Source organism: Sphingobacterium sp. CZ-UAM (assembly GCF_002000245.1).
Taxonomy (GTDB): Bacteria; Bacteroidota; Bacteroidia; order Sphingobacteriales; family Sphingobacteriaceae; genus Sphingobacterium.
The window spans coordinates 1693953-1713972 of record NZ_MTCM01000001.1 but is presented as its reverse complement, the minus strand read 5'-3'; the positions used below and the strand labels follow the sequence as shown (position 1 = coordinate 1713972).

Annotated in this window: 14 protein-coding genes; 4 read left to right on the top strand and 10 right to left on the bottom strand. The window is 43.4% G+C overall.

Features of this window, described 5'->3' with window-relative positions; all coding sequences use genetic code 11:
* Nucleotides 1–11 precede the first annotated feature (11 nt).
* Together BWD42_RS07395 and BWD42_RS07390 are read right to left on the bottom strand one after the other, a co-directional pair.
* Nucleotides 12–1139, bottom strand: a complete 1128-nt coding sequence (locus BWD42_RS07395) for a FecR family protein (RefSeq protein ID WP_077434592.1) — start codon at nucleotides 1137–1139, stop codon at nucleotides 12–14.
* 11 nt (nucleotides 1140–1150) lie between these two features.
* Nucleotides 1151–1798, bottom strand: coding sequence for an RNA polymerase sigma factor (locus tag BWD42_RS07390; protein ID WP_077434590.1), 648 nt, complete (start codon nucleotides 1796–1798; stop codon nucleotides 1151–1153).
* Nucleotides 1799–2016: 218 nt separating this feature from the next.
* Between BWD42_RS07390 and BWD42_RS24680 the strand changes: the two genes are divergently transcribed.
* Both BWD42_RS24680 and BWD42_RS07380 read left to right on the top strand, forming a co-directional pair.
* Nucleotides 2017–2193 (top strand): hypothetical protein, encoded by a 177-nt coding sequence (locus BWD42_RS24680; protein WP_175991989.1) that lies wholly within the window; start codon nucleotides 2017–2019, stop codon nucleotides 2191–2193.
* Nucleotides 2194–2269: 76 nt separating this feature from the next.
* Nucleotides 2270–3970, top strand: a complete 1701-nt coding sequence (locus BWD42_RS07380) for an FISUMP domain-containing protein (RefSeq protein ID WP_077434586.1) — start codon at nucleotides 2270–2272, stop codon at nucleotides 3968–3970.
* A 119-nt stretch (nucleotides 3971–4089) separates the two neighbouring features.
* Here BWD42_RS07380 and BWD42_RS07375 read toward each other — a convergent pair whose 3' ends face one another.
* The 7 genes from BWD42_RS07375 to BWD42_RS07345 form a co-directional block, all read right to left on the bottom strand.
* Nucleotides 4090–6093: a M1 family metallopeptidase gene (locus BWD42_RS07375; RefSeq protein WP_217700024.1), complete on the bottom strand. Its 2004-nt coding sequence runs from the start codon at nucleotides 6091–6093 to the stop codon at nucleotides 4090–4092.
* A gap of 4 nt (nucleotides 6094–6097) precedes the next feature.
* On the bottom strand, nucleotides 6098–7348 hold the full coding sequence (locus BWD42_RS07370; RefSeq protein WP_077434582.1) for a TlpA disulfide reductase family protein: 1251 nt from the start codon (nucleotides 7346–7348) through the stop codon (nucleotides 6098–6100).
* Between the two features lie 47 nt (nucleotides 7349–7395).
* Nucleotides 7396–8235, bottom strand: a complete 840-nt coding sequence (locus tag BWD42_RS07365) for a putative zinc-binding metallopeptidase (RefSeq protein ID WP_077434580.1) — start codon at nucleotides 8233–8235, stop codon at nucleotides 7396–7398.
* Nucleotides 8235–9647 carry a RagB/SusD family nutrient uptake outer membrane protein gene (locus tag BWD42_RS07360; RefSeq protein ID WP_077434578.1) on the bottom strand — a complete coding sequence of 471 codons (1413 nt, stop codon included), beginning with the start codon at nucleotides 9645–9647 and terminating at the stop codon, nucleotides 8235–8237. Before BWD42_RS07360 ends, BWD42_RS07365 begins: the two co-directional genes overlap by 1 nt.
* A gap of 6 nt (nucleotides 9648–9653) precedes the next feature.
* On the bottom strand, nucleotides 9654–13226 hold the full coding sequence (locus tag BWD42_RS07355; RefSeq protein ID WP_077434576.1) for a SusC/RagA family TonB-linked outer membrane protein: 3573 nt from the start codon (nucleotides 13224–13226) through the stop codon (nucleotides 9654–9656).
* A 9-nt stretch (nucleotides 13227–13235) separates the two neighbouring features.
* Complete coding sequence (locus BWD42_RS07350) at nucleotides 13236–14411, bottom strand: FecR family protein (RefSeq protein WP_077434574.1); 1176 nt, start codon at nucleotides 14409–14411, stop codon at nucleotides 13236–13238.
* Nucleotides 14412–14688: 277 nt separating this feature from the next.
* A complete protein-coding gene (locus tag BWD42_RS07345; RefSeq protein WP_077434572.1) occupies nucleotides 14689–15195 on the bottom strand; it encodes a sigma-70 family RNA polymerase sigma factor in 507 nt (168 codons plus the stop codon).
* 307 nt (nucleotides 15196–15502) lie between these two features.
* Between BWD42_RS07345 and BWD42_RS07340 the strand changes: the two genes are divergently transcribed.
* The gene (locus tag BWD42_RS07340) at nucleotides 15503–16189 is read left to right on the top strand and encodes a hypothetical protein (RefSeq protein WP_139351046.1); all 687 of its coding nucleotides are present in this window, start codon (nucleotides 15503–15505) and stop codon (nucleotides 16187–16189) included.
* Between the two features lie 42 nt (nucleotides 16190–16231).
* Here the strand turns inward: BWD42_RS07340 and BWD42_RS07335 are convergent, their stop codons facing one another.
* A complete protein-coding gene (locus tag BWD42_RS07335; protein ID WP_077434568.1) occupies nucleotides 16232–16468 on the bottom strand; it encodes a hypothetical protein in 237 nt (78 codons plus the stop codon).
* 197 nt (nucleotides 16469–16665) lie between these two features.
* On the opposite strand from BWD42_RS07335, the gene BWD42_RS07330 reads away from it, so the two are divergent.
* Nucleotides 16666–19932 (top strand): hypothetical protein, encoded by a 3267-nt coding sequence (locus BWD42_RS07330; RefSeq protein WP_077434566.1) that lies wholly within the window; start codon nucleotides 16666–16668, stop codon nucleotides 19930–19932.
* The last annotated feature ends 88 nt before the right edge of the window (nucleotides 19933–20020 follow it).

Sequence of the window (20020 nt, the reverse complement as noted above, 5' to 3'; positions counted from 1 at the left end):
GATATTGCACCTTATTTTTTACTGCTGCTAATCAATACTGTATTGTTCTTTAATTCATAATGAATTGGGTATACCTTGGCAATGAGGGTAAGAATTTCGACCAATGTTTTCTTGCGGTCCACCTCGCCAGATAATTGCCGTGTGGTCAGATCGGGTGAAACATGCACCTGAACACCATACCAATCTGTCAATTTTGGCGCTAATTCGCCCAATGTCAGGTTTTGCAGATTGAAGTAACCCTCTTTCCAATCGATGTAGGCTGTAATATTGTCCACTGTACTGAGTGTATGGCCATCATACACCTGATTGGGCTGCATCTGTAGCTGTGCCACGGGCTCTATTTTACTTTCGAGGGCCGATCCAGCGTTGGCCAAGGCCACTTTACCTTCAAGCAGGGCGATCTTGCTGTCTGTCTTGAAGCTAGCGTTGAATTTGGTTCCCAGCACCTGTATGGTCTGTTGGTCACCACGGACAAAAAACGGAACTTTCGCTGTCCCCTGCATCAGGCTGGCGATCTCAAAATAAGCTTCGCCCTGTAGCGCAACCTCGCGGCGGACGCTGAACTGAACAGGGTATTTGATTTCGGAATAAGCATTGAGCCATACTTTGGAGCCGTCTGCCAGGCGGAGGTTCACATTGCCACCCGATTTGGTCAGCAGTCGATGGTATACGGGAGTTGCGGTTGCTATCCCCGCGATATAGCGCAGTTCACCATGCTGGTCCCGGGTCAACTGGTACGCTTTGGCGCGTAATGTATCACCCGGCTGCAATTGATCCAGGTTATATTCCGACTGATCTTCCAGTACCAAAAATGCATGTGCCCCTGTAGGTGCCTTGATGGCATTGATGTCGGTAAATTGCTCTAGTTCCGCATCTCCCAGGTTGGACTGCCGAAAAATACTGATCCCCAGTACAAGGGTGACAATCGCCGCTGCAGCAATGCCCGTCCAAATAAAAAATGGTGGCTTATTTTGCCGGGGCATAATCCTTTTATCCAGTGCGTTTACCCTTCGGTCGAGTTCGGCTTCGGAAAATGTGTTATTATCATACTCATTGAACCAGGCCTCCACGAATGCTTGCTCTTCAGGTGAACATTGTCCATCTGAATACCGCTGTAATATGTCTTTTTCTATCTTCATGAGTCTTCAAGTTACATCTTGCTGGACTTCTTTGCCAGCATATTAGGTATAAGACGGTCGACAGCCGCAATTGTCCCAAAAGAAATAAAAAAAACGAACATCAACAGCAATACTTTTGGAAACTTCGACCGCAAATATTTGATGATGGAAGACTGTTGGTTCCGGATCGTCTTTTCGGAGAGGTTGAGTTCGTCGGCGATTTCTTGATTACTAAAACCCTCCATCCGCATGCGGACAATGGTCTGCGCCCGAGGGCTGTATTTATCCAGGGTTTTTTCAATATCTTTCCAGAACAGATCTTCCCGCAATTTGAAATCCGTCGGACTGATGGCCGCACGTTCAGCGAAGGTTTCCAAATGGGTCAAATATTTCTGCGATTGCATGGACCGGGCGATATGATCAATGATTTTATTGCGTAAGGCCTTAAACAGATAGCCAACAAAATGCCCTTGGAGTTCAATGGTTTCCCTATTGCTCCATAATTTGGCGAAGAGGTCATGAACAATATCCTCGGCTTCATCGGCGCTCACCTTTTTCAATGCAAAGGCCAATAGCGGACGTTTATAACGTTCGTAAAGCTCTGTATAGGCTGCTCTGTTCCCTTCTTTAACAAAAGTATAGAGCTGTTCATCGGCTAATATATGCAATGAATCTGACATGAGGTTAGCAAAAAAATAAGTTTTTCAAATCTACGTGTAAAATAATAAAATTCCTAACAGGAACAAAGGATCGTAGCGGAAAATCGACACAAAATCTTCTTTAAAGTAATATTTTATTTTTTTTCTTCACTTTTCTCGGGACAATTCAGCCTATTGTCCGTCTTGCTCTTCAGGTGTATAAAGCAAAATTTAAAAACCAATCTTAAAACATGAGAAAAATGAAACAGAACAAAGTTACAATCCGGATCAAGGATCCTTATTTATCCCCACAGTTGCAAGTGGTGGAAATCGAAATGGAGCAGGGTATTGCGGCCGGTTCGGGGACAGTCAATACTGGTACGGTAAGCTCCTCATGGGAGAACGGTACCGACACATCAGGTGAAATGGATTGGTAATCAGTCTTCTGGTGTTCACATCCAACAGCAACAGGAAGGAAGCTGTTGCCATCATAAGTAATAAATTAATCAACACATGAAAAGAAAAATGTTCACGTATAAAATGAGCCATACTGTCAAAGTCAGCGCAGTCCTTTTTTCCATCCTCTTTGCTGCCGGATCCTGCCGGACGAATGATGAAGAACGCATCGGGCTAGGGGGGGCGGCAACAGTCAAGGTCAATCTGCTGGGGGAAAGCTTTGGTGCCCCCAAAAACAGCGGCAAAAAACAGGGTGCAGTCGCGATGGGTGAGCGTGTGGGAATGCAACAGGAACTGACCCAGTATGATGAGGCCCGCTTTAATGCGGACTATACGCTGGTCGCCGAACTTAGCCCTGTTTCAGTAGAGCCAGCCCTCGCGAAAGCCAGCAAGCGGGCCAGCACTGAAACACAGGACCTCAATCCGGGAATCCGTTATAAGCTTGTGATCTACAAAGCATCGGGCGAATATGTTACCGAAAGAGATTACGTACGTGGCAGCGAGGCGAGTGCGGCCGAGCTGAAACTCGATGGGGGACAAAATTATACTTTTGTAGCCTACTCGATCGGCAGCCCAACGGATCTTCCTGCAATTACCTTTGCTGATGCACAGGCGAAAACCCTGGCAACCTCCAGCCTGAGCGCTTTGCAGGGAACGGCGGATTTCAGTTATTTCAGGAAGGACAATATGCTCGTGGAAGGCAATACGGTCAATCTGCTTGATATTGTACTGGATCATAAATTCAGTTCCATTACGACAACAATTGATGCGACAGCGACCGGCTACAACATTACTGCTGCGGACGCGAATCTAGCGCCTCATTTTCCGACGGCAACCGTGCAATTGGCAGATGGTATACCGCTTAGCTCGGGGCAGCCCGGTGCCGCGGCGATCAGCTTTCCGACGCTGAACCAAGCCATGGTCACTTCAACGCCGACACTAGTGAATGCCAGTACCAATACCGGTACCCTGAACCTGTCCAATTTTGTGATTGGCCCGTTAACGCAAAGTAATCAGGTTGCCTTTAGCAATCTCAATTTTACGCCGGGTGCCAAATACAAGCTCAGCCTGCGCCTAAATCCAAAAGATGCCTATCTGGATCATAACGGACAGAAAGCCGTACGCATTAATGGCCTGGTCTGGATGCGGTATAACCTGGGGGCACCGGCTATCCAGACTAATGCAGATCCAGATGTTATAACCAATAATTCGTTCGGGGATTATTATCAATTTGGCGGTAAAGATCCTGTGGCGAGTGTGTTATCGACAAGCGTTAATGCAAACTGGAATGCTTCGACCGTACGGCCAGACAATGCCTGGAACAGCGGTACGGAAATGGCACCTGTAAAAACAGCCAATGATCCCTGCCCGAGCGGCTTCCGGATCCCGACACGTCGTGAGGCTCAGCTTTTGGTGGATGGTACTGTCGCGAGCAATTTGCCTTGGTTCCCTTTCCCAGCCAATTACACGGACAGTAAGACCTTGACCAGCAAACGGAACAAAAGCGTCAAAATGACGTTGCCAGCCACAGGTGATATCACACCAAAATTAATAAGTGCAGGTGTTTATAATTTTCCTCCAGCGAGTGTTATTTTTGGCAATAGGGGGCGGTATGGCTTCTATCATACCAGCTATACCGAGCAGAACAATACCTATCATATTCGTGCCTCGACCAGTGATATCCTTGTAAGAACGGAGGGTAACAACGACCTGATCAATAAATTTAAAGCCTATCCCATCCGTTGTGTTGCCGAGTAATGCAACGAAAAATGCACTTGAAGTAAACAAAAATGCTTTAAACACCCAATAAAAATAAAAAGCGTCCTGCATTCTTTTGATTGCGGGACGTTTTGTTTTGCCGGACTTAGGTTCGGAACTTATTCGTGTTTCCAATTATTGTTCTTTCGATTGGTATCCGGCAGGAGATTATCGGGATCTACCCGAACTTCAGTCACGGGTTTTTCATTGAGGATCGTAATATAATGCAATTCCCCTCTCATCCAGGCCTCCACCGGAACTTTGACCCGCTGTGAAGTACCATCATTGAGCTTGATCAGTACCTCCACGGGCATTGGCATTTCACCTAGGCATTCCAGCTGAATGCTATTGTACATAGTACCCAAACTCGAAGATTTTAAGAAACTGACTTTTTTAACAGCAATGTCGATTTTCCAGCTATGGATAAAATAGCCACGCCAAAACCAGGCGAGATCTTCTCCGGCCACATTTTCAATTGTCCTAAAGAAATCCCAGGGGGTGGGGTGTTTGTAGCTCCAGCGGCGGATATATTCACGGAATGCGGCATCGAAGCGTTCATGCCCCAGTACATTGTTCCGTAATTGATGCAAGGCAAAAGCAGGTTTGTCATAGACCGCATTTACATCTCTACCAAGTACATCGTGCTGATTGAAAATAGGATCTTGATTCCATTCAGCTAACAGTCCATCTATCGCAAAGGTATCAACACTCACTGGGCCCGGTTTTGGTGTGTCCACTAAGGTCAGCTCCTTGTTGTTAAAAGCAATTGCTGCGGAGTCATTCATAAAGGTATTTAAACCCTCATCCATCCAACCATGTAGGCGTTCATTACTACCAACAATCATTGGAAACCAGGTATGCGCAAATTCGTGATTGATAGTGCTCCAAACTCCAGGACCTGTAGGGCCAACACCCAGGCATATGACAAAGCCAGGATATTCCATCCCGCCGGTAAAGCCTGCGACAGCAGTTGCAACGGGATAGGGGTAGGGGCTCCAGATGCGGGAATAAAATTCAACGGAAGCCTTGGTAAATTGTGCAGCGTGTTTCCAGACTTCGTGAACGGATTTGGCACCTTTCGCATAGGCGCTTAACGCTAGGCAGGACTTACCGTCAGGTAGATTGATTTTTGCACCGTCAAGTGTAAAGGCAGCTGATGCCGCCCAAGCAGCGTCGCGCGCATTTTTAATTTGGAACTTCCAAACTTTATTTATCTTGGAGTTGTTTGGATAGGGACTGCGAATCAATACGGTCTGTTCACTTTCTTTGGCCAGCTTATACAGCTGGAGTTCTTTTTCGGAAAAGCATTGGCTGGGATTAATTAATTCTCCGGAGCCAACGACAAGCATATTAGCAGGAGCGGTAACGCTATAGTTAATATCGCCGTATTCAAGATAGAATTCACCGGGGCCAAGAAAAGGGGGGGTATTCCAGCCTTGGATGTCGTCATATACGCACATGCGCGGAAACCAATGGGTAGTCTGATAAAGCTCCCCCCCGGGTGTTTTGGCGTGTGTGACCCGGGTGGAAACACCACCATTGCCAGGTACCTTGAATGCATAGTTGATGATCAGCTTTAATTTTCCCCCGCTGCTCGCAAGCGGGGTCTGGAGCCAAACCTGTAGCCGGGTATCCGATAATACTTGACGTGGTATATACTTCCTGCCCTGGATTTCAATGTAAATAGACTTGATTTCGTATCCATTTGTAAATTTGGGATTCACGAAAGCAGTATCTACATGACTTAAGGTATTGTCATAACTTGTAGCCCTGGAATCTTCCTTGTTAATATTTTGATCCATCTGCAGCCAGAGAAAGCGCAGACTGTCAGGACTATTATTGGTATAATATAATTCAGAAGTAGCCGAAATCATGTGATTAGCAGTATCTATCTGACAGGAGATGTTATAATCTGCTCGATTTTGCCAATATTCGGTACCAGGTTCTCCCGAAGCACTTCGGTAAGCTGATCCCGGATAGGGATAGAATCCCAATTTAAAGGCCTCTGTGTGCTTATAGGCAGAAACCTGTCCGATTAGGTTGTGCGATAAAAACAAATTGACTAGCAAGAGCACAACTGGTATTGACATTTTATGCCCTAAGGATTTCATTAGTATTTTCACTGTCTTAGTTTTTTCTGGCCATTTCAATCATTAATTTCATATTTGTCACCAATAGGTCGCCCGTACCTGCTTTTACCCTGTTATCGAAACAGATCTGTCCTTTTTTATCGATAACAAATTTTGCCGGGATACTTTCAATTTTGAAATCTACTGCAGCTTTCGATTTATTGTCAATTTTGGCGTCGCGCATATCCATTAAAACAGGAAATGTATATTTTTTATCCGCAATAAAATTTTGTACTTCACTATAAATTTGGGTAGGACTCTGATCTTTACTTGGATAGGTATGAATAAATAGAAACACAACATCTGGATCATTGGCATAAGCATTTGCCGTTTTTTGCATGGCGGGGAGTGAGAAAATACAAGGGCTGCACCAGGTTGCCCAAAAATCGAGCACAACAACTTTACCTCTTAAACTATGCAAAGTGACGGTTTTACCTGAAAGATCTTTTAACGTAAAATCCGGAGCAACAACTTTTGTCATTTGATTTTGCAGTTGTGTCTTTAGGTCCATCTCGATCGAGTCCATCAGTCGCAGGTAATGACTGTCATTACCATATTTTTCGCTAAAGAATGCTTTCGCTAGGGTCTTGAGTTCATCGGAGCCATGACCTGTTATTAAAATGGCGCGTATTGCCTTTTCGGCTTCTTCTTTCCGGCTTGTATTCGCCAAGGCTGTAGCATATAATATCGGAACCTGATAAGGATGGAGGCTAAATACCGATTTGTCCTCTTCCTGGGGGGCCAGATAAGGTAGGGCATTTTCATAATCTTTCTTTCGGATCAATATTTCCCCGTATTTTGCGGAGGTCCGTCGATCCGTAAATGTACTACTAAGTTTAGACAGGTAGGGGAATAATAGTGCTTTGGCAATATCATATTGCTGTTGGGTAAGTAGTTGATCGACAAGTTCATTGGCTGTTCCTTTCTGTTCGTCCACTTCTTCTATTTTTAGCAACCAATTGCGGGCCTCCGCCAAATTGTTGTTGTTTACATAGGAGATTGCGATTTCGGATTTGCCCCGATTGAGCTGAAACTGGTAATACTCTTTTATTATTTTTTCTTGAGGAGCAATTTCTTGGATTGTTTTTTCCATTTCCTGATAATATATCAATTTCTTTTCAGGGGTGATTGTATGATGGAGACTGTCCCGTAGGGTCGCTACTTTTGCACGCTCTAAACTATCTGTTTGGGAAAATAGATAGGAACAGTGTGTTAGAATGAGGATAATTAAAATTAATTGTCTTTTCATATTGATGGATTTAAAATGTTTATACTAATTATCATTTTGTTTTTCTATTAAAATGTTGTCGCATTGCCAATGGATTGTAAATCAATCTGATATTTTGATTTGTAATATTCGGTCAATAGCTTATACTTTTTACCGATCAGGCCGGAGCTATCTATTGTCGGATCCAATACACCTTTATCCAATTGGTCCTTTGGTGTTGAGGTAATTAAAAGGATATATTGGAAAGCATCTTCAACTATACTACCTGGAGATTTAGTGACATACCCCAGGGCCTGATAATTCTTTGCATCAGGTTTAATTTCATAATTGCTGATTTTCCCGAATTCTTCGGGAAAAATTAGTTTATTCCAATTTTTCATATATTGGAAAAAGGTTTTGTGAATTGCATTGACAAATGCTTTTTTTTCTACTGTGCTCATCCGATCGAGTTGCGGCGAAGCATTTCCAATCGTTATCTGGTTATATATGGTACACGCTGAGCAAATGCTATCCTTTTTTGGTGTGTACTTTGCTTCGGCGGTAAGCAGTAGTTTAAACGGTAAATTTTCTTTGAGAAACGAGTCGGGGTAGTACTTAAACCAATGCTGTTGTAGAAAAGTAAGCAATTTGCCCACGTAGGCCTCATCTGCAGGACCGAGCAGGTATGCGTTTTTTACTCCATTCTTTAGCGGCGAAGCATCGAAATCTCTCATGTTAAACCGATACAATATATAGGTATGGTATTTCTTCTGAAATGCTAAAATGATGGAATCATAATCGTGGCTACCTTGCGGTAAAGTATAGAGGATATTCGGCCCCCCAGCCACTAGGGGGGCTTCTTTTTTGGTACATGCAGCCATAGCGAGCATTAATGTGACCACACCAAAAAATAGTTTTGTTTTTTTCATTAGTTCAGTGGATTTTGAGTTAATTTGGGATTTAAAAGCATAGCTTCACGAGGTATCTGTAAGGTGTAACGGGGGTCATTGTGCTTCAGGATGAACGTTTCCGGTAGTCCGGGAGCCACCTGAATGCTATGCTGCAGCTCAGGCATTCCCCAGCGACGGAGATCGAACCAACGATGATTTTCGAAACAAAGTTCCCGGCGGCGTTCGGCCTTATAGAAATCATAGAGTTCCTGCGGATCCTGGCTGGACAGGGGGCTGAAGGTCAAGAGACGGTTACTCCTTAGTGTATTGATGTCAGACAATGCTTTTTCGAGGGCAGCCTTATCGCCACCCAGCGCTTTTTGGATATAAGCTTCGGCACGATTGAGGTAAATCTCAGCAGTGCGCAATGCATATCCATTTGTATCGCCATATTTGGCTCTAAAAGGATGCACACCAATAGCAGTAAAACCAAATTTCAATCGTAAGTCATTGCTGTCGAGTAGTTTGGTTAAACTTTCATCTACGTCGAAAGCAAGAGGTTCATAATTGATGCTGTTCATAAATTTAAGCTGAGCATTGCTACTACCAATTGACCAGACCACTTCGGGTGAACTGAGAGGATCTGCTACCGCGAATTCATTGCCGCTGAGTTTGCTGTACTGCTGCAAAATGGACTTGGACTGCAGCACGGCATCTGCATATTGGATAGTTTTATCCCATTGTTGCTGGTAGAGGTACACCCGACATAGAATAAAGCGTACGGCGATATTGTTAAGCCTATAAATTTGATTTTTTACGCCATACTGGTCCAGTAGGGATATGGCCTTGATCAGGTCCATTTCAATCTGCTCGTAAACGGCTTGAAGGCTGGCCCGGGGTTGGGGGGTGTCAGAAACCTCCGCATTTAACATCAAGGGTACGCCGAGTTCGGTTGCCGGATCCTTCGCAGCTGCATAGGGACGTGCAAAAAAATTAACTAACATAAAGTAATAATAGGCCCGAAGTCCCAATGCCTGGCCGCGAATATTCTCTCTTTCTTCCGTCGGACCACTGACCTTGTCGATATTGTCCAGAACCAAATTACAACCTTTGATCCGTTGATATGCAATAGACCAGAGGTCAAAGATCGGATTTTTTGGTATTGTTTGATCCAACAAATCGGGTTGCCAGGTAAATAGAGCATAATATTTGTTGAGGATGTTGATATGCTGCTCTTTATTGTCAAAAGTGGAGGTAATATCATCGGTCAGGATATCAATCGGTGGATCCCACCCTTCACGATAGCCAACACCCATCAACAGCTGATTCAGATCAGTTGTGGTCGTCGGACGAATAAGATCCTGGCTACTTTCTTTTAAAAAATTTTTCTGACAGGATAAGCATCCCGTAAGCAGGCCTAAGAGTAAGGCTTTATGAATGTATTTTTTCATTTTTTTTTAAAAACCAATATTTAAACTAAAGGAATAAGTCTTGTTTATGGGCAGGTTATTGCCATCAACTTCCGGATCCTGCCCCTGGAGCCCTTTGTTGGCAATATAAAATAGATTTGTGGCAGAAGCCATAATACGGCAGGACTTGATCCCCCAATGCTGCGTTATTTTTTTTGGCAGGGTATAGGCAAGATCGAGATTTTTAAGTCGAATAAAGTTATTTGAGATGACCCTTGCCGTGGAGTAATCATACATGCCCCGAGCTGCATAACCTGGACTTCCCTGATTATTGAAGTTTGGCAAACCAATGATATAGTCTTCACGGACCTCCTCAGCATTTGGTAATGAGGGAATATTGGTCATGATTTCGTCTCCTGGTTTCTGCCAGCGATTAATCAGGTCCAACGGTAAATTTTTGCCAGCATCAGGTGCTGAGTTCACGGCGATATTGAGATCAAATAAGGGTGGTAGACGTTTGATACTGCCTGTACTTAAATAGAAAAATGCACCAAGGCTAAAGTTCCCATAGCGAATCTGATTGCTAATTCCGGCGGTAAACTTTGGGTCAAGCTGTCCGGAATAGACTAATGCTTTGGTGATATCGCTCAATACGGCCGGATTCTTAACAGGATCCATGGCCGGAAACAGCGGAATACCATTTTTGGGGTTCAGGCCGGCAAAGGCAAAGGAAAAAATCCCCGAAACGGGAAAGCCTTCTTTGTAGCCGCCCCCAGAGATGGCACTTTGCCATTGATTGGCTATGGCACTGCTGGAACGGTTGATGGAAGACCAGGCGCGTGCCGTGTTAAAACCCAAATCCCAGCCAAGATTGGATTTCCGGATCAAGCCCAAGTTTAGCGCAAGTTCCCAACCGTCATTACGGATATCTCCTCCATTGATCGGCATTCTTCGAAGTCCATATTCCAGGGGTATATCTTTTTCAATAATAATATCCAGACCTTTCTTGTGGTAATATTCGAAGGTTCCTGACAGGCGGTTCTTGAAAAAGGCAAAATCAAGCCCCATATTAACCGTTTTATTGCGTTCCCAGCGTAAGTCTGGATATGCCAGACTGCGCACCGTTAACATGGACTCGCCGGTATCGGAATCTGTTCTGACAATCTGTAAGATGAGATCGGGACCAAAATTTTCGGCAACATTGCCCTGGAAACCATAAGAGAGGCGAGTAGAGAACTGATCAAGCCAAGTGAGCTGGTCAAAAACTTTCTCTTCGGCAATATTCCATTTGAATCCAGCCGACCAGATCGGTAGGAAACGGTGATTTGTATATTGACCAAAGCGATTGGAGGCGTCAAGACGGATATTGGTATTAAAGATGTATTTTTGCTGAAAATTGTAGGTTGCCGTTCCAAAATAGGATACAAAATTAGACAGGCGGTCCGTTATCGACGGAACAATTCCGTCATAGATGGTGTTAGGACTTCGAGTGCCGAAAGAATTGTGCGTCGTAGTTGGTGGCATAGTGAAAGTCTTTCCCCGTGCGGGAAGATAACCGTAATTGGTCTGAGAAATTCCCTCATAAGCGGTGCTCCGAATCTCCTGACCCAGCATCACATTCAAATCATCTTTGTTTTCCCGGAAGCGATGGTTGAATAACAGGCTATTTCTCCAGGTTAGGTTATGATTGTTCATGCGCATGCCATTAAGTTCGCCACCATGCGGTAAAGTAGCTGCTTTATATTCAGCGGTACCCGGCATAACGGTGCCATATTCATAATATCTGCGTGTTGTTATCGAATTGCTGCGTTCTGTCGCGTAGCTTTCTCCAGTTGTCTGGTTTAGTCCGTAAGAGAAAATGGACTGGAAATTAAAAAATTTTAAAAATTTGTAATCTACATTAGCTACCAGGGCTACGGTATTGTTTTTGTTATTGTTTCCGGTCTGGTCACGCTCATTTAAGATGTTATAGTTGTAACCGTTGACGGTATAAAAATAATAGTCCCCCTGTTCGGTAAAAGCCGGAATACTTCGGCTGGTATTAAACGCATAATTGAAAGGATCTATTTGGTAAAAGGCTTTTGTGTTATCTGAGCCGGCATTTACCTTAAATCCTAAATTGACATTTTTTTTCCATTGGCTGCTGATATTTAAGGCTGCTGAATAGCGTTTTTGTTCATTTCCTATGGTATTTCCCTTGTCATAGAGATAACCCACGGAGCTATAATAGCGTACTTTCTCTGTTCCGCCAGACAGGGAAAGGTTGTGTGTCTGGCTTAATGGCGTCTGAAAAAGCAGGTCAAACCAATCGGTATTGACTGTCTCCAAATGCGCTACTTTTGTCACAAATTCGTCTTGGGTAATTTTTTTATTGAATAGATCCTGCAGCAAACCCTCATAGGATACGCGGTCGGGAAACCGGCTAAATTTGAGATTATCCTGATAAATCTGCCGGGATACATCGATGCGCTGTTTGGAATTCATTAATCGAAATTGCCCGTAATTTGGACGTTGGGATAATGTCCAATTGGTATTGTAGTTAACGATGGCATCACCTATCTTTCCCTTTTTTGTGTTGATGACGATGACACCGTTTGCGGCTTTCACCCCATAAATTGCTGTGGAGGCGGCGTCCTTCAAGACAGTGATGTTATCGATGTCATCTACATTAAGAAAGGAGACAGCACTGCCGATCATATTTTTGATGGCATCCATTGAACTACCAGGGGTAATTGAGTTGAGCTGTTTATAATCGAAGGGAATGCGGTCTTCCTGAATAATCCCATCGACAACCCAGACCGGTTCCTGATTACCCAGCAGTGTGGATGTGCCCCGAACCCGCAATCGCGGCTTTGCCCCGACTAAACCGGAGGTATTGACTAGCATCACGCCTGGCAAGCGACCCTGCAATAGTTTATCGACCTGATTGATACCCGCAATTTTGATATCATCCATTTTTACGGATGAGGATGCGCCGACCATATCCCGTTGTGAGATATTTTGGTAGCCTGTTACCACCACTTCGTTGATCTGGTTATCTTCTGGAATTAATACAAAGTTTTTCTCTAGGACATGGGGATTGTCAGTTTTATTCACGGGCCAGATCTGGTATCGTTTTCCGATAAAACTCACTTTGATGACTGCATCTTTTTTTGGTACTTTTATTTGATATTCTCCGGTATTGGAGGTATAAATTGCACGTCTAGTTGAGAGTTCTATTACATTTACACCACCGAGTGGAGTTCCTTGTTGGTCAAAGACCTTTCCTTTGATCAATAATTCTTCCTGTTGTGAGGGAGAGCTATTGTTTTTACGTAAAGAGATCGTGACAAGGTTATCGTTGATCCGATAAGCCAGTTCGGTATCTTTCAGAATCTGATCGAGCACCACCGTTAAGGGTTTCCCTTGTAGATTTAGGTCTATCGGTGGGTAGCTGTTCAGGTCATCCTCGTTGTAAAGAAATTGCATGTTGACCTGTTTTTTTACATGCTGCAAGGCGAAACTGCGATTTGCTTTTTTTAGCTTGATACTGACGGATTGCTGCGCCCAGCCCAAGGTGCTTATTGTTAGGCCCCCGAGCAATAAGAGGTAATAAAGCGTTCTGTTTTTTTTGAATTTCATAATATTGGATTAATTTATTTCGGTTCGTTTTCGGATATAAATAGTTCCATCTTTTTGCTCAAGGCGGATATTGCCCACCTGCTCAATAAATGGCAGAAGTTTGTCAACCCTTTCATAATGTTGTAATTTTCCTCCAAAATGGATTTGTTTGAGTTTTTCGGACTCAAAATGGATATCGAGGTTGTACCATCGGCCGACTTGCTCCATCACTTGTTGCAGGGGCTCACCATCGAAAATAAAAAGGCCGGACCGCCATGCTAAAGCCTGATCGAGGTCTGCTGTTAATTTATGGAGCTGGGCGTTTTGCGGTTGAAAGTTGCCCTGTTGTCCTGGCGTCAAATGGATTGTTTGCCCTGTTTTTGAAACCTGCAAAGCAACATGACCTTCCACTAAAGTGGTCTTATAGGTTTTGTCGTAACGATTCACATTAAACGAGGTACCTAAGACCCGTACATCCATATCGTCTACATGGACGACAAAAGGTTGTTTATCGTTTGTTTTTTTTACTTCAAAGTAGGCCTCGCCCTGTTCGAGGAATACCTCCCGCATGGTAGCCTGTTCGAAGCTGGCCGGAAATCGTAGGCGGCTTTCCGCATTGAGAGTGACATGGGTACCATCAACCAGCGTAAGGCTGTACTCGCCGCCACGTGGCACACGGAGTTCATTATATTGGGTGGGGAGCTGTTTAATTTGGTTGGCCGAATTCTGGTCTAAAGCATTGGAATAGCTTTTGTTAGCCTGTATAATTTCAGCGAAGGAGCTGTTCTTAGTCAGGTTAATCTCCTGGCCGTTGGCCAACCGCAAGGTTGCCTTGTTACGGTCCAGTGGAGCTGCAACCTGTTGTTCTGGCGGCCTGTTAGGGGCTGCTGGCGGGTCGATGGCCTTATACAGGAGCCCGCTTAGACCCAAGGGCAATAGCCAGATCGCCGCACGGCTGATCCACGACCATTTTTGTCGGGTAGGGGCAATATGCTGTTCGAGCTGATCCCAGGAGCGGTCGGTATCCAACTGCTGCAACCGCTGAATTGCTTCGGGCAAATGACCTTGTTCGCCGAGTCGATATAATAATTCTCGTTCTTCGATCGGCAATTGATCAAAAGGAGCTTGCGTCAGCAGATCCTGCCAGGCGCTGCCTTGTGCCAATGCTTCCAATAGTCGCTTCCAGTCGTTCGGTTTAATTTTCATATTTTTATTGTTACGATCAGTTGATAATTCGTTTAAGGCTTTTTAGCATTGTTTAAATGCTGGCGCTCATACACTTTTCTTTTACAGCCCTATTGAACGACTTTATACTTGCCCGTTTCTTTCGTAGTTTTATATCTATTGTTCGATACCTGCGATAAACAATTTATTCGTATAGTATACGTCGGTTACTTTTGGGGTGACAGTCCGGGATCAAAAAAAATTAGCTAATGTATAAACTGCTTTACTGTATCGGAAAGGCGGCTGGTCGGGGTTGTACTTAATGATGATTCTTCCTGAACAAGCTGTAGGTTCGCTTCATCTGTGTTTTTACGGTGTTAAGCGAGATATGATATTTTGCAGCGATTTGTTTATAGGATAAGCCAGACACATAGTCCAGAAAAATTTTCTTGCGATCCTGGGGCAGACGGGTCAGGAGCTGCTGCGCTTTTTCGTCGCTTTGCTCAATCCGTTGCCATTCTTCTGTTGTTGGCGATTCTTCATGCAGGCTATTGAGTATTTCTAGCCGATGTTTATGGAACTGCCTGCGCTGGATATCTTTTAATAGGATCAGGCAACGGTAGCGGATGGCGGCAGTGGCATAAGTTCGAAAATTGTGGTGAATTTCAAGTTCGTCCCGACGCCGCCATATATCAATAAAAAAATCCTGGACAATATCTTCGGCAGCTTCTCCATCCTGTACTAACTGAAAAGCGAGCAACCACAGGTATTCATGATTGGCTCTAAAATGGCGTTCGAACGTCTCTTTATCTAATACGATACTCATTTTAGGTAAATATTTTCGCTACGAAGCAGGGCTCGGTGGCGTTGAGAAGGATCAGCTGCTGATATCTCGGGTTATTCTTATCTGTTTTTAGAGGAGACGGTTGACGATGTAATTTGTCCCGAGATATTTTAAAAAAAAGACCAGCCTTACTAAATAATTGGCAAGACGAACGATAGGTACTAGCTTTTTCTAAATTTTTTGGGACATATAATCCTCTGGGCCGTCTTCTTCATTGGATTTTGCCTATCGATATGATTTCGCGATAGATGCAAAGCCGAATGATCATTGATTTAATCAACTTCTGAACATGAGGAAAAGACTTCTTTCTATTGGTATCTTATGCTGTATTACTGAGATTGTAATGGCGCAATTTTCTCGGCCTGTTAGTATAGGGCTAGGTGTGGGGGGAACTTCCGCATCGACAGATCTGGCGAATACACAGTTTAAGTTTGCCTATTATGCCGAAGTGGATGGATTGCTTACGCCATTTATTTCAGTCGGTATTCGCGGTGAAAAAGGATCCTTGAGCGGCACGGATTTCGCCAATAGCTTTTCGAATAGCTATTATACCGGAAACTTAAATGTCAAGTTGCGCCTGGGGCAATTTTTTGCACATTCGCGGGACTATAATTGGTATAGCCTGTGGACCAGCAGTGCCTATCGTCTGCTGTCCAATACCTATATCGGTGTGGGGGGCGGACTCCTGAAAAATAAGTTAGCGCCTCATTTTGCACTTAACTATATTGAAAGCATCCAGCAGAAAGGGGGCGAGATGCCCCAGAATTATGACGGAATCTACCTTGTCGTTCCGATCAATATCGGATTTGATGTCCCGATCGGAACAACGCTGTATGGTCCGCGATGGGCATTGAATGTTAATTATCAGCATACCCTGACTATGGATGATAATCTGGACGGAATTGTACAGGGCGAGAAGGACCATTATGGTTTTGTATCGGTCGGCGTTAAATATGGGCTATTCAATAGGCAATAAAAATTAATTCGAATAAAAAGTGAATATACTTTCCCTACCCTGCTAATTTTCATTCAGTTGATCATTGTTATGAAGATCGCCCTGTGTGGTCAGAAAAATAATGCTGCCAAAAATCGGTACAAAAAAGATCATCAGTAGTGTTGCTAATACATAGGAACGATAAAGATCGCGTTTTTTGATCAACAAATACAGGGCATAAGTCGTTAGCGTACAATATAACAGCACAAAAAGTTGCCCCGCTGAAATGCTGGTTAAATATTCTGCTATGAAAGTGGACATACAGCGTGTTTTTAAGTTTATAAAGTGTAAGACGGCCGACTCTGTAATTTGTCCCGAAGAAAAAACATCAAATCAGAAAAAATAGGCTATTCAATGATCTTTTTGGCCTAAATCGAACCCGTCAATCAGTTATTTTTAATTTCCCAGGGACAATTTTGGGCTTCGACCGTCTCCCTTGCAAAAGCCAATTTTAAACGATGATGGAAAATTTAGAAAACAACAATTCGACTAATCAGGAGCCACTCAACAATGGCCCGTTAAATCTTTCAGACGTTCAGGCGGACGAAGAAGACCTCACCGTAATTCAGGAATCGGGGATTGATGTCCTCAAATTTAAAGACCGTAAAAGTGATCCGGAAGGGGTATCCGGAATGGGCTATAAGGTGCTGCGAAAAAGCAGGATTATCGAAGGGATTGGATGCGCGACCATGGTAGAAATCAGTAGTCTTCCCAAAAATACGGGCGAAGTGACGATAAGACTAAATGGGATAACTAACAACCTCTATGTGTCGGCAGGCAGCTATCATCGCAATAGGTTGGTCGTCAAACAAGGCTGTAAGACAGCCGGAACGATTACCGTCGGCATGGGTGGTTATGACCAAAATTTCAATGTCAATCCAGTGGATCATGGAACTCCCGAAAAGTTGGCTTCTTTTTTGGCCGACAAGTACTTTAAATATTATACGCAGGTGCTGAATGGAAAGGAAATCACTTTTACTAGTGATGAGATGAAATTTATGTGGGACGGTTACTTTGTTGCGGGTAATACAGGTGTTTTGATCGAGTATGTGCGTTTGAGTCAGGGGGAAGCGCCGGATACATTGGAAGGTATTGTCAAAAAGCTGTATGCCCTAGATTTTGAAGGCTATGATAAAAATATATCGGGAAATATCGTCACCTGGAAAAAATTCACTACGGTAGCACCAGCTGCTACAGTCATTTCCGTAGCATCGACGGAATTGGGGATCAGTTTTTTTGATCAGAATATCCCCAAATCAATCTGCCCACTATTGCAGGAACACTTTGCTGACACAGATACGATCTATGAAATACGGTATAATTTCCATCTCAATGGCGGGAAGTTATCCCTACCAAAAAATGCACAACTGCGGTTTAATGGTGGGTCTATTGATGGTGGTATGCTGGTGGGAAATGGTACTCAGATTGAAGGTCATCTTCAAAAGATTTTTGGTCCCGATCTGGCTTTGGAAGGAAACTGGCAGGTACCCGTGATCTATCCGGAATGGTTTGGGGCTGAGTCGTTAAAGATGCGTACGGAAGGGGATATTGATGCAGTAAGCCCAGCATCACTCAATCCTTCAGCTGAAGTGCTGGGACTTAAGGATTCCGCTGATGCGATTAATAAGGCAATTCGTTTTTCAGTTTTCAGTGGTGGGCTGGTGAAATTGCTTGGTCATGCGTATAAAATAAATAAAACATTGGAGGTTTTGGAACGGACCACGGTACTGACCGATATAAAAACTATTCTATTTATTCAATTATTAGGGACGGGGGATCAGATAACAACGCATAACCCTACGGACAGTAGTTTTTCAAATGAAAATTTGAAATCGCCGATAAAGAGCTTGTTGCCTAATCAGTTTTTGCGGACTGACTGTATGAAAATAGGAATTAACATCTCTTCTGTCGGAGCAAAACTAATCGGAGGGGGAACGATATCGTTGGTATTATCGAATTATACCGTCGGCATATATATGAAGGGAACCGGCTATCGTATGTTAGATATGTCTACCGGTAGTCAGGTAGACGTAAAAACAGTTGGTGGTGGGAGCACTTGGACTAAAGACGTTGTTGATCTTTTCGGAAACGGAGCTCCGAAGGACCAGGCCAGCAGTATCGACAATGTATTTTACGCAGATTATCTAAATAATAATATGTATAGAAGTACATCTGGAAAATGGGAGTTGGCAGGTAAACTTACGATAATGTTTAATATTAGTATTCGATTTGAAGTATTTGAGGGCTGGAATTCAGGAAGGATAATAGATCCCGATATTCATGTCAGCGACATGTATGGTTGGCGTGGTATTGAAATCATTACCAGAACAGGAGGGTGGTTTAACGAAGCGACATATAAGGGAACCATTTCAAATAAAGATGGCAGCTATATATCTATTTTTACCGATTATGATGTCATCAATCATGATTTTAGTAATGTTATCATTCAGACAGATGCTCGTATGGGGGGCGACGCAAGAATCTTTCAGGCGATTCGGGCGGGAAGTGTCAAACTTGGAACCGTGTGGGATTTATCTTGGGTTGCGTCTCCACGTGTGACATGTGCTTTTTATTTGGGCCAATTTACTAAATTCTGTTACTTGAGTACAATAGATTCTTATAAATTTTTGATCGACCAAGGACAAAATAATAGTTATGGTATATTACCCAATAAAAATAATATCGATATCGTAGCGTATAGTCAATATGTAAACATTCTACAATACGCAACTCCGTTTCTTGTAACCTATAGTGGAAAGCATGAACTTTTCTATGTCGAGTTTGATCGGATAATGTCATTGGACCAGATGAAGGGGATTGTAAAGTCCTTACCAGAAAATACATTTAGGGACTCTGCTCCTAAGCAACTTTTTGATGAACAGCCAAATACGAAACATCGCATCATTGATACGGCGAATAATAAATTCGGTTGTGCGATAGACCTGTCTTTGCGCGCTACTGAATACGGACTTTTCTTCTATTTTAAAAAGAATGCCTTTGTTTTAATTGAGTATATTTTTAATGAGGGAATGGCATTTCCGGTGGGTGACTATGGCGTAGTCTTATATGCCATAGATACCATGAGAGATGACTATTCCGGTGAAACCTTGTTTCGTTATTCTCTGAGACAGCATGAAAATAATAATGGCATCAACAGGTTGTATATCCCCGTTGGAGGGGGGACACAATCACGAATCAAATTATTTATGATGTGCCTGAAAGAAGTGGATAATTTAAAAGTCGATATTGTTAATATTAAATTATTGACTGATAATCCAATGGCGATCGATAATTATTATAACAATAAATGTGGTATTTCTACCCAGCGACCGGATGCAAGTCCAAAAGGCCATATTTTTGAAGATATTACGCTTGGGAAAACCTTGATCAATAGAGGTAATTCATTAGTGCAACGTTGGATGGAGTTGCCGGTAGAAGAGAGCGGAGATTGGCCAATCGCAATGGGAACCTCTATTGTGGCAGCGACGGCCTACTATTCTAAAATCGGTAAACAGGTCTATCTCGCTGGACAACTAAGTTTTGCGGCTAACTATAGCTCAAATACCAATGTGCCCATTACACTGCCCTTTGCGCCGAATTACGGTGGGATATATACAATTGGCGACCTGATATTTACTCTTTCAAATAATAGCACAACAGCGCTGGTGAAGTCCCTAGCCTCTGGAATCAACAAAACTTTTCAGCTGAATTTTATGACAGCATAGGAATAAGGCTGAGCGAATATTAAATTAATATCAGTGAACGATCAATTCAATCCTTAGAATGGTCGTTTAATCGGATCCATTTCTGTAC

Excerpts from the sequence above, each read along its gene's own strand:
- BWD42_RS07330 (WP_077434566.1), top strand. The coding sequence starts at position 16,666 with ATGATGGAAAATTTAGAAAACAACAATTCGACTAATCAGGAGCCACTC.
- BWD42_RS07365 (WP_077434580.1), bottom strand. The coding sequence starts at position 8,235 with ATGAAAAAAACAAAACTATTTTTTGGTGTGGTCACATTAATGCTCGCT.
- BWD42_RS24680 (WP_175991989.1), top strand. The coding sequence starts at position 2,017 with ATGAAACAGAACAAAGTTACAATCCGGATCAAGGATCCTTATTTATCC.
- BWD42_RS07350 (WP_077434574.1), bottom strand. The coding sequence starts at position 14,411 with ATGAAAATTAAACCGAACGACTGGAAGCGACTATTGGAAGCATTGGCA.
- BWD42_RS07380 (WP_077434586.1), top strand. The coding sequence starts at position 2,270 with ATGAAAAGAAAAATGTTCACGTATAAAATGAGCCATACTGTCAAAGTC.
- BWD42_RS07345 (WP_077434572.1), bottom strand. The coding sequence starts at position 15,195 with ATGAGTATCGTATTAGATAAAGAGACGTTCGAACGCCATTTTAGAGCC.
- BWD42_RS07355 (WP_077434576.1), bottom strand. The coding sequence starts at position 13,226 with ATGAAATTCAAAAAAAACAGAACGCTTTATTACCTCTTATTGCTCGGG.
- BWD42_RS07340 (WP_139351046.1), top strand. The coding sequence starts at position 15,503 with ATGAGGAAAAGACTTCTTTCTATTGGTATCTTATGCTGTATTACTGAG.
- BWD42_RS07370 (WP_077434582.1), bottom strand. The coding sequence starts at position 7,348 with ATGAAAAGACAATTAATTTTAATTATCCTCATTCTAACACACTGTTCC.
- BWD42_RS07335 (WP_077434568.1), bottom strand. The coding sequence starts at position 16,468 with ATGTCCACTTTCATAGCAGAATATTTAACCAGCATTTCAGCGGGGCAA.
- BWD42_RS07390 (WP_077434590.1), bottom strand. The coding sequence starts at position 1,798 with ATGTCAGATTCATTGCATATATTAGCCGATGAACAGCTCTATACTTTT.
- BWD42_RS07395 (WP_077434592.1), bottom strand. The coding sequence starts at position 1,139 with ATGAAGATAGAAAAAGACATATTACAGCGGTATTCAGATGGACAATGT.
- BWD42_RS07360 (WP_077434578.1), bottom strand. The coding sequence starts at position 9,647 with ATGAAAAAATACATTCATAAAGCCTTACTCTTAGGCCTGCTTACGGGA.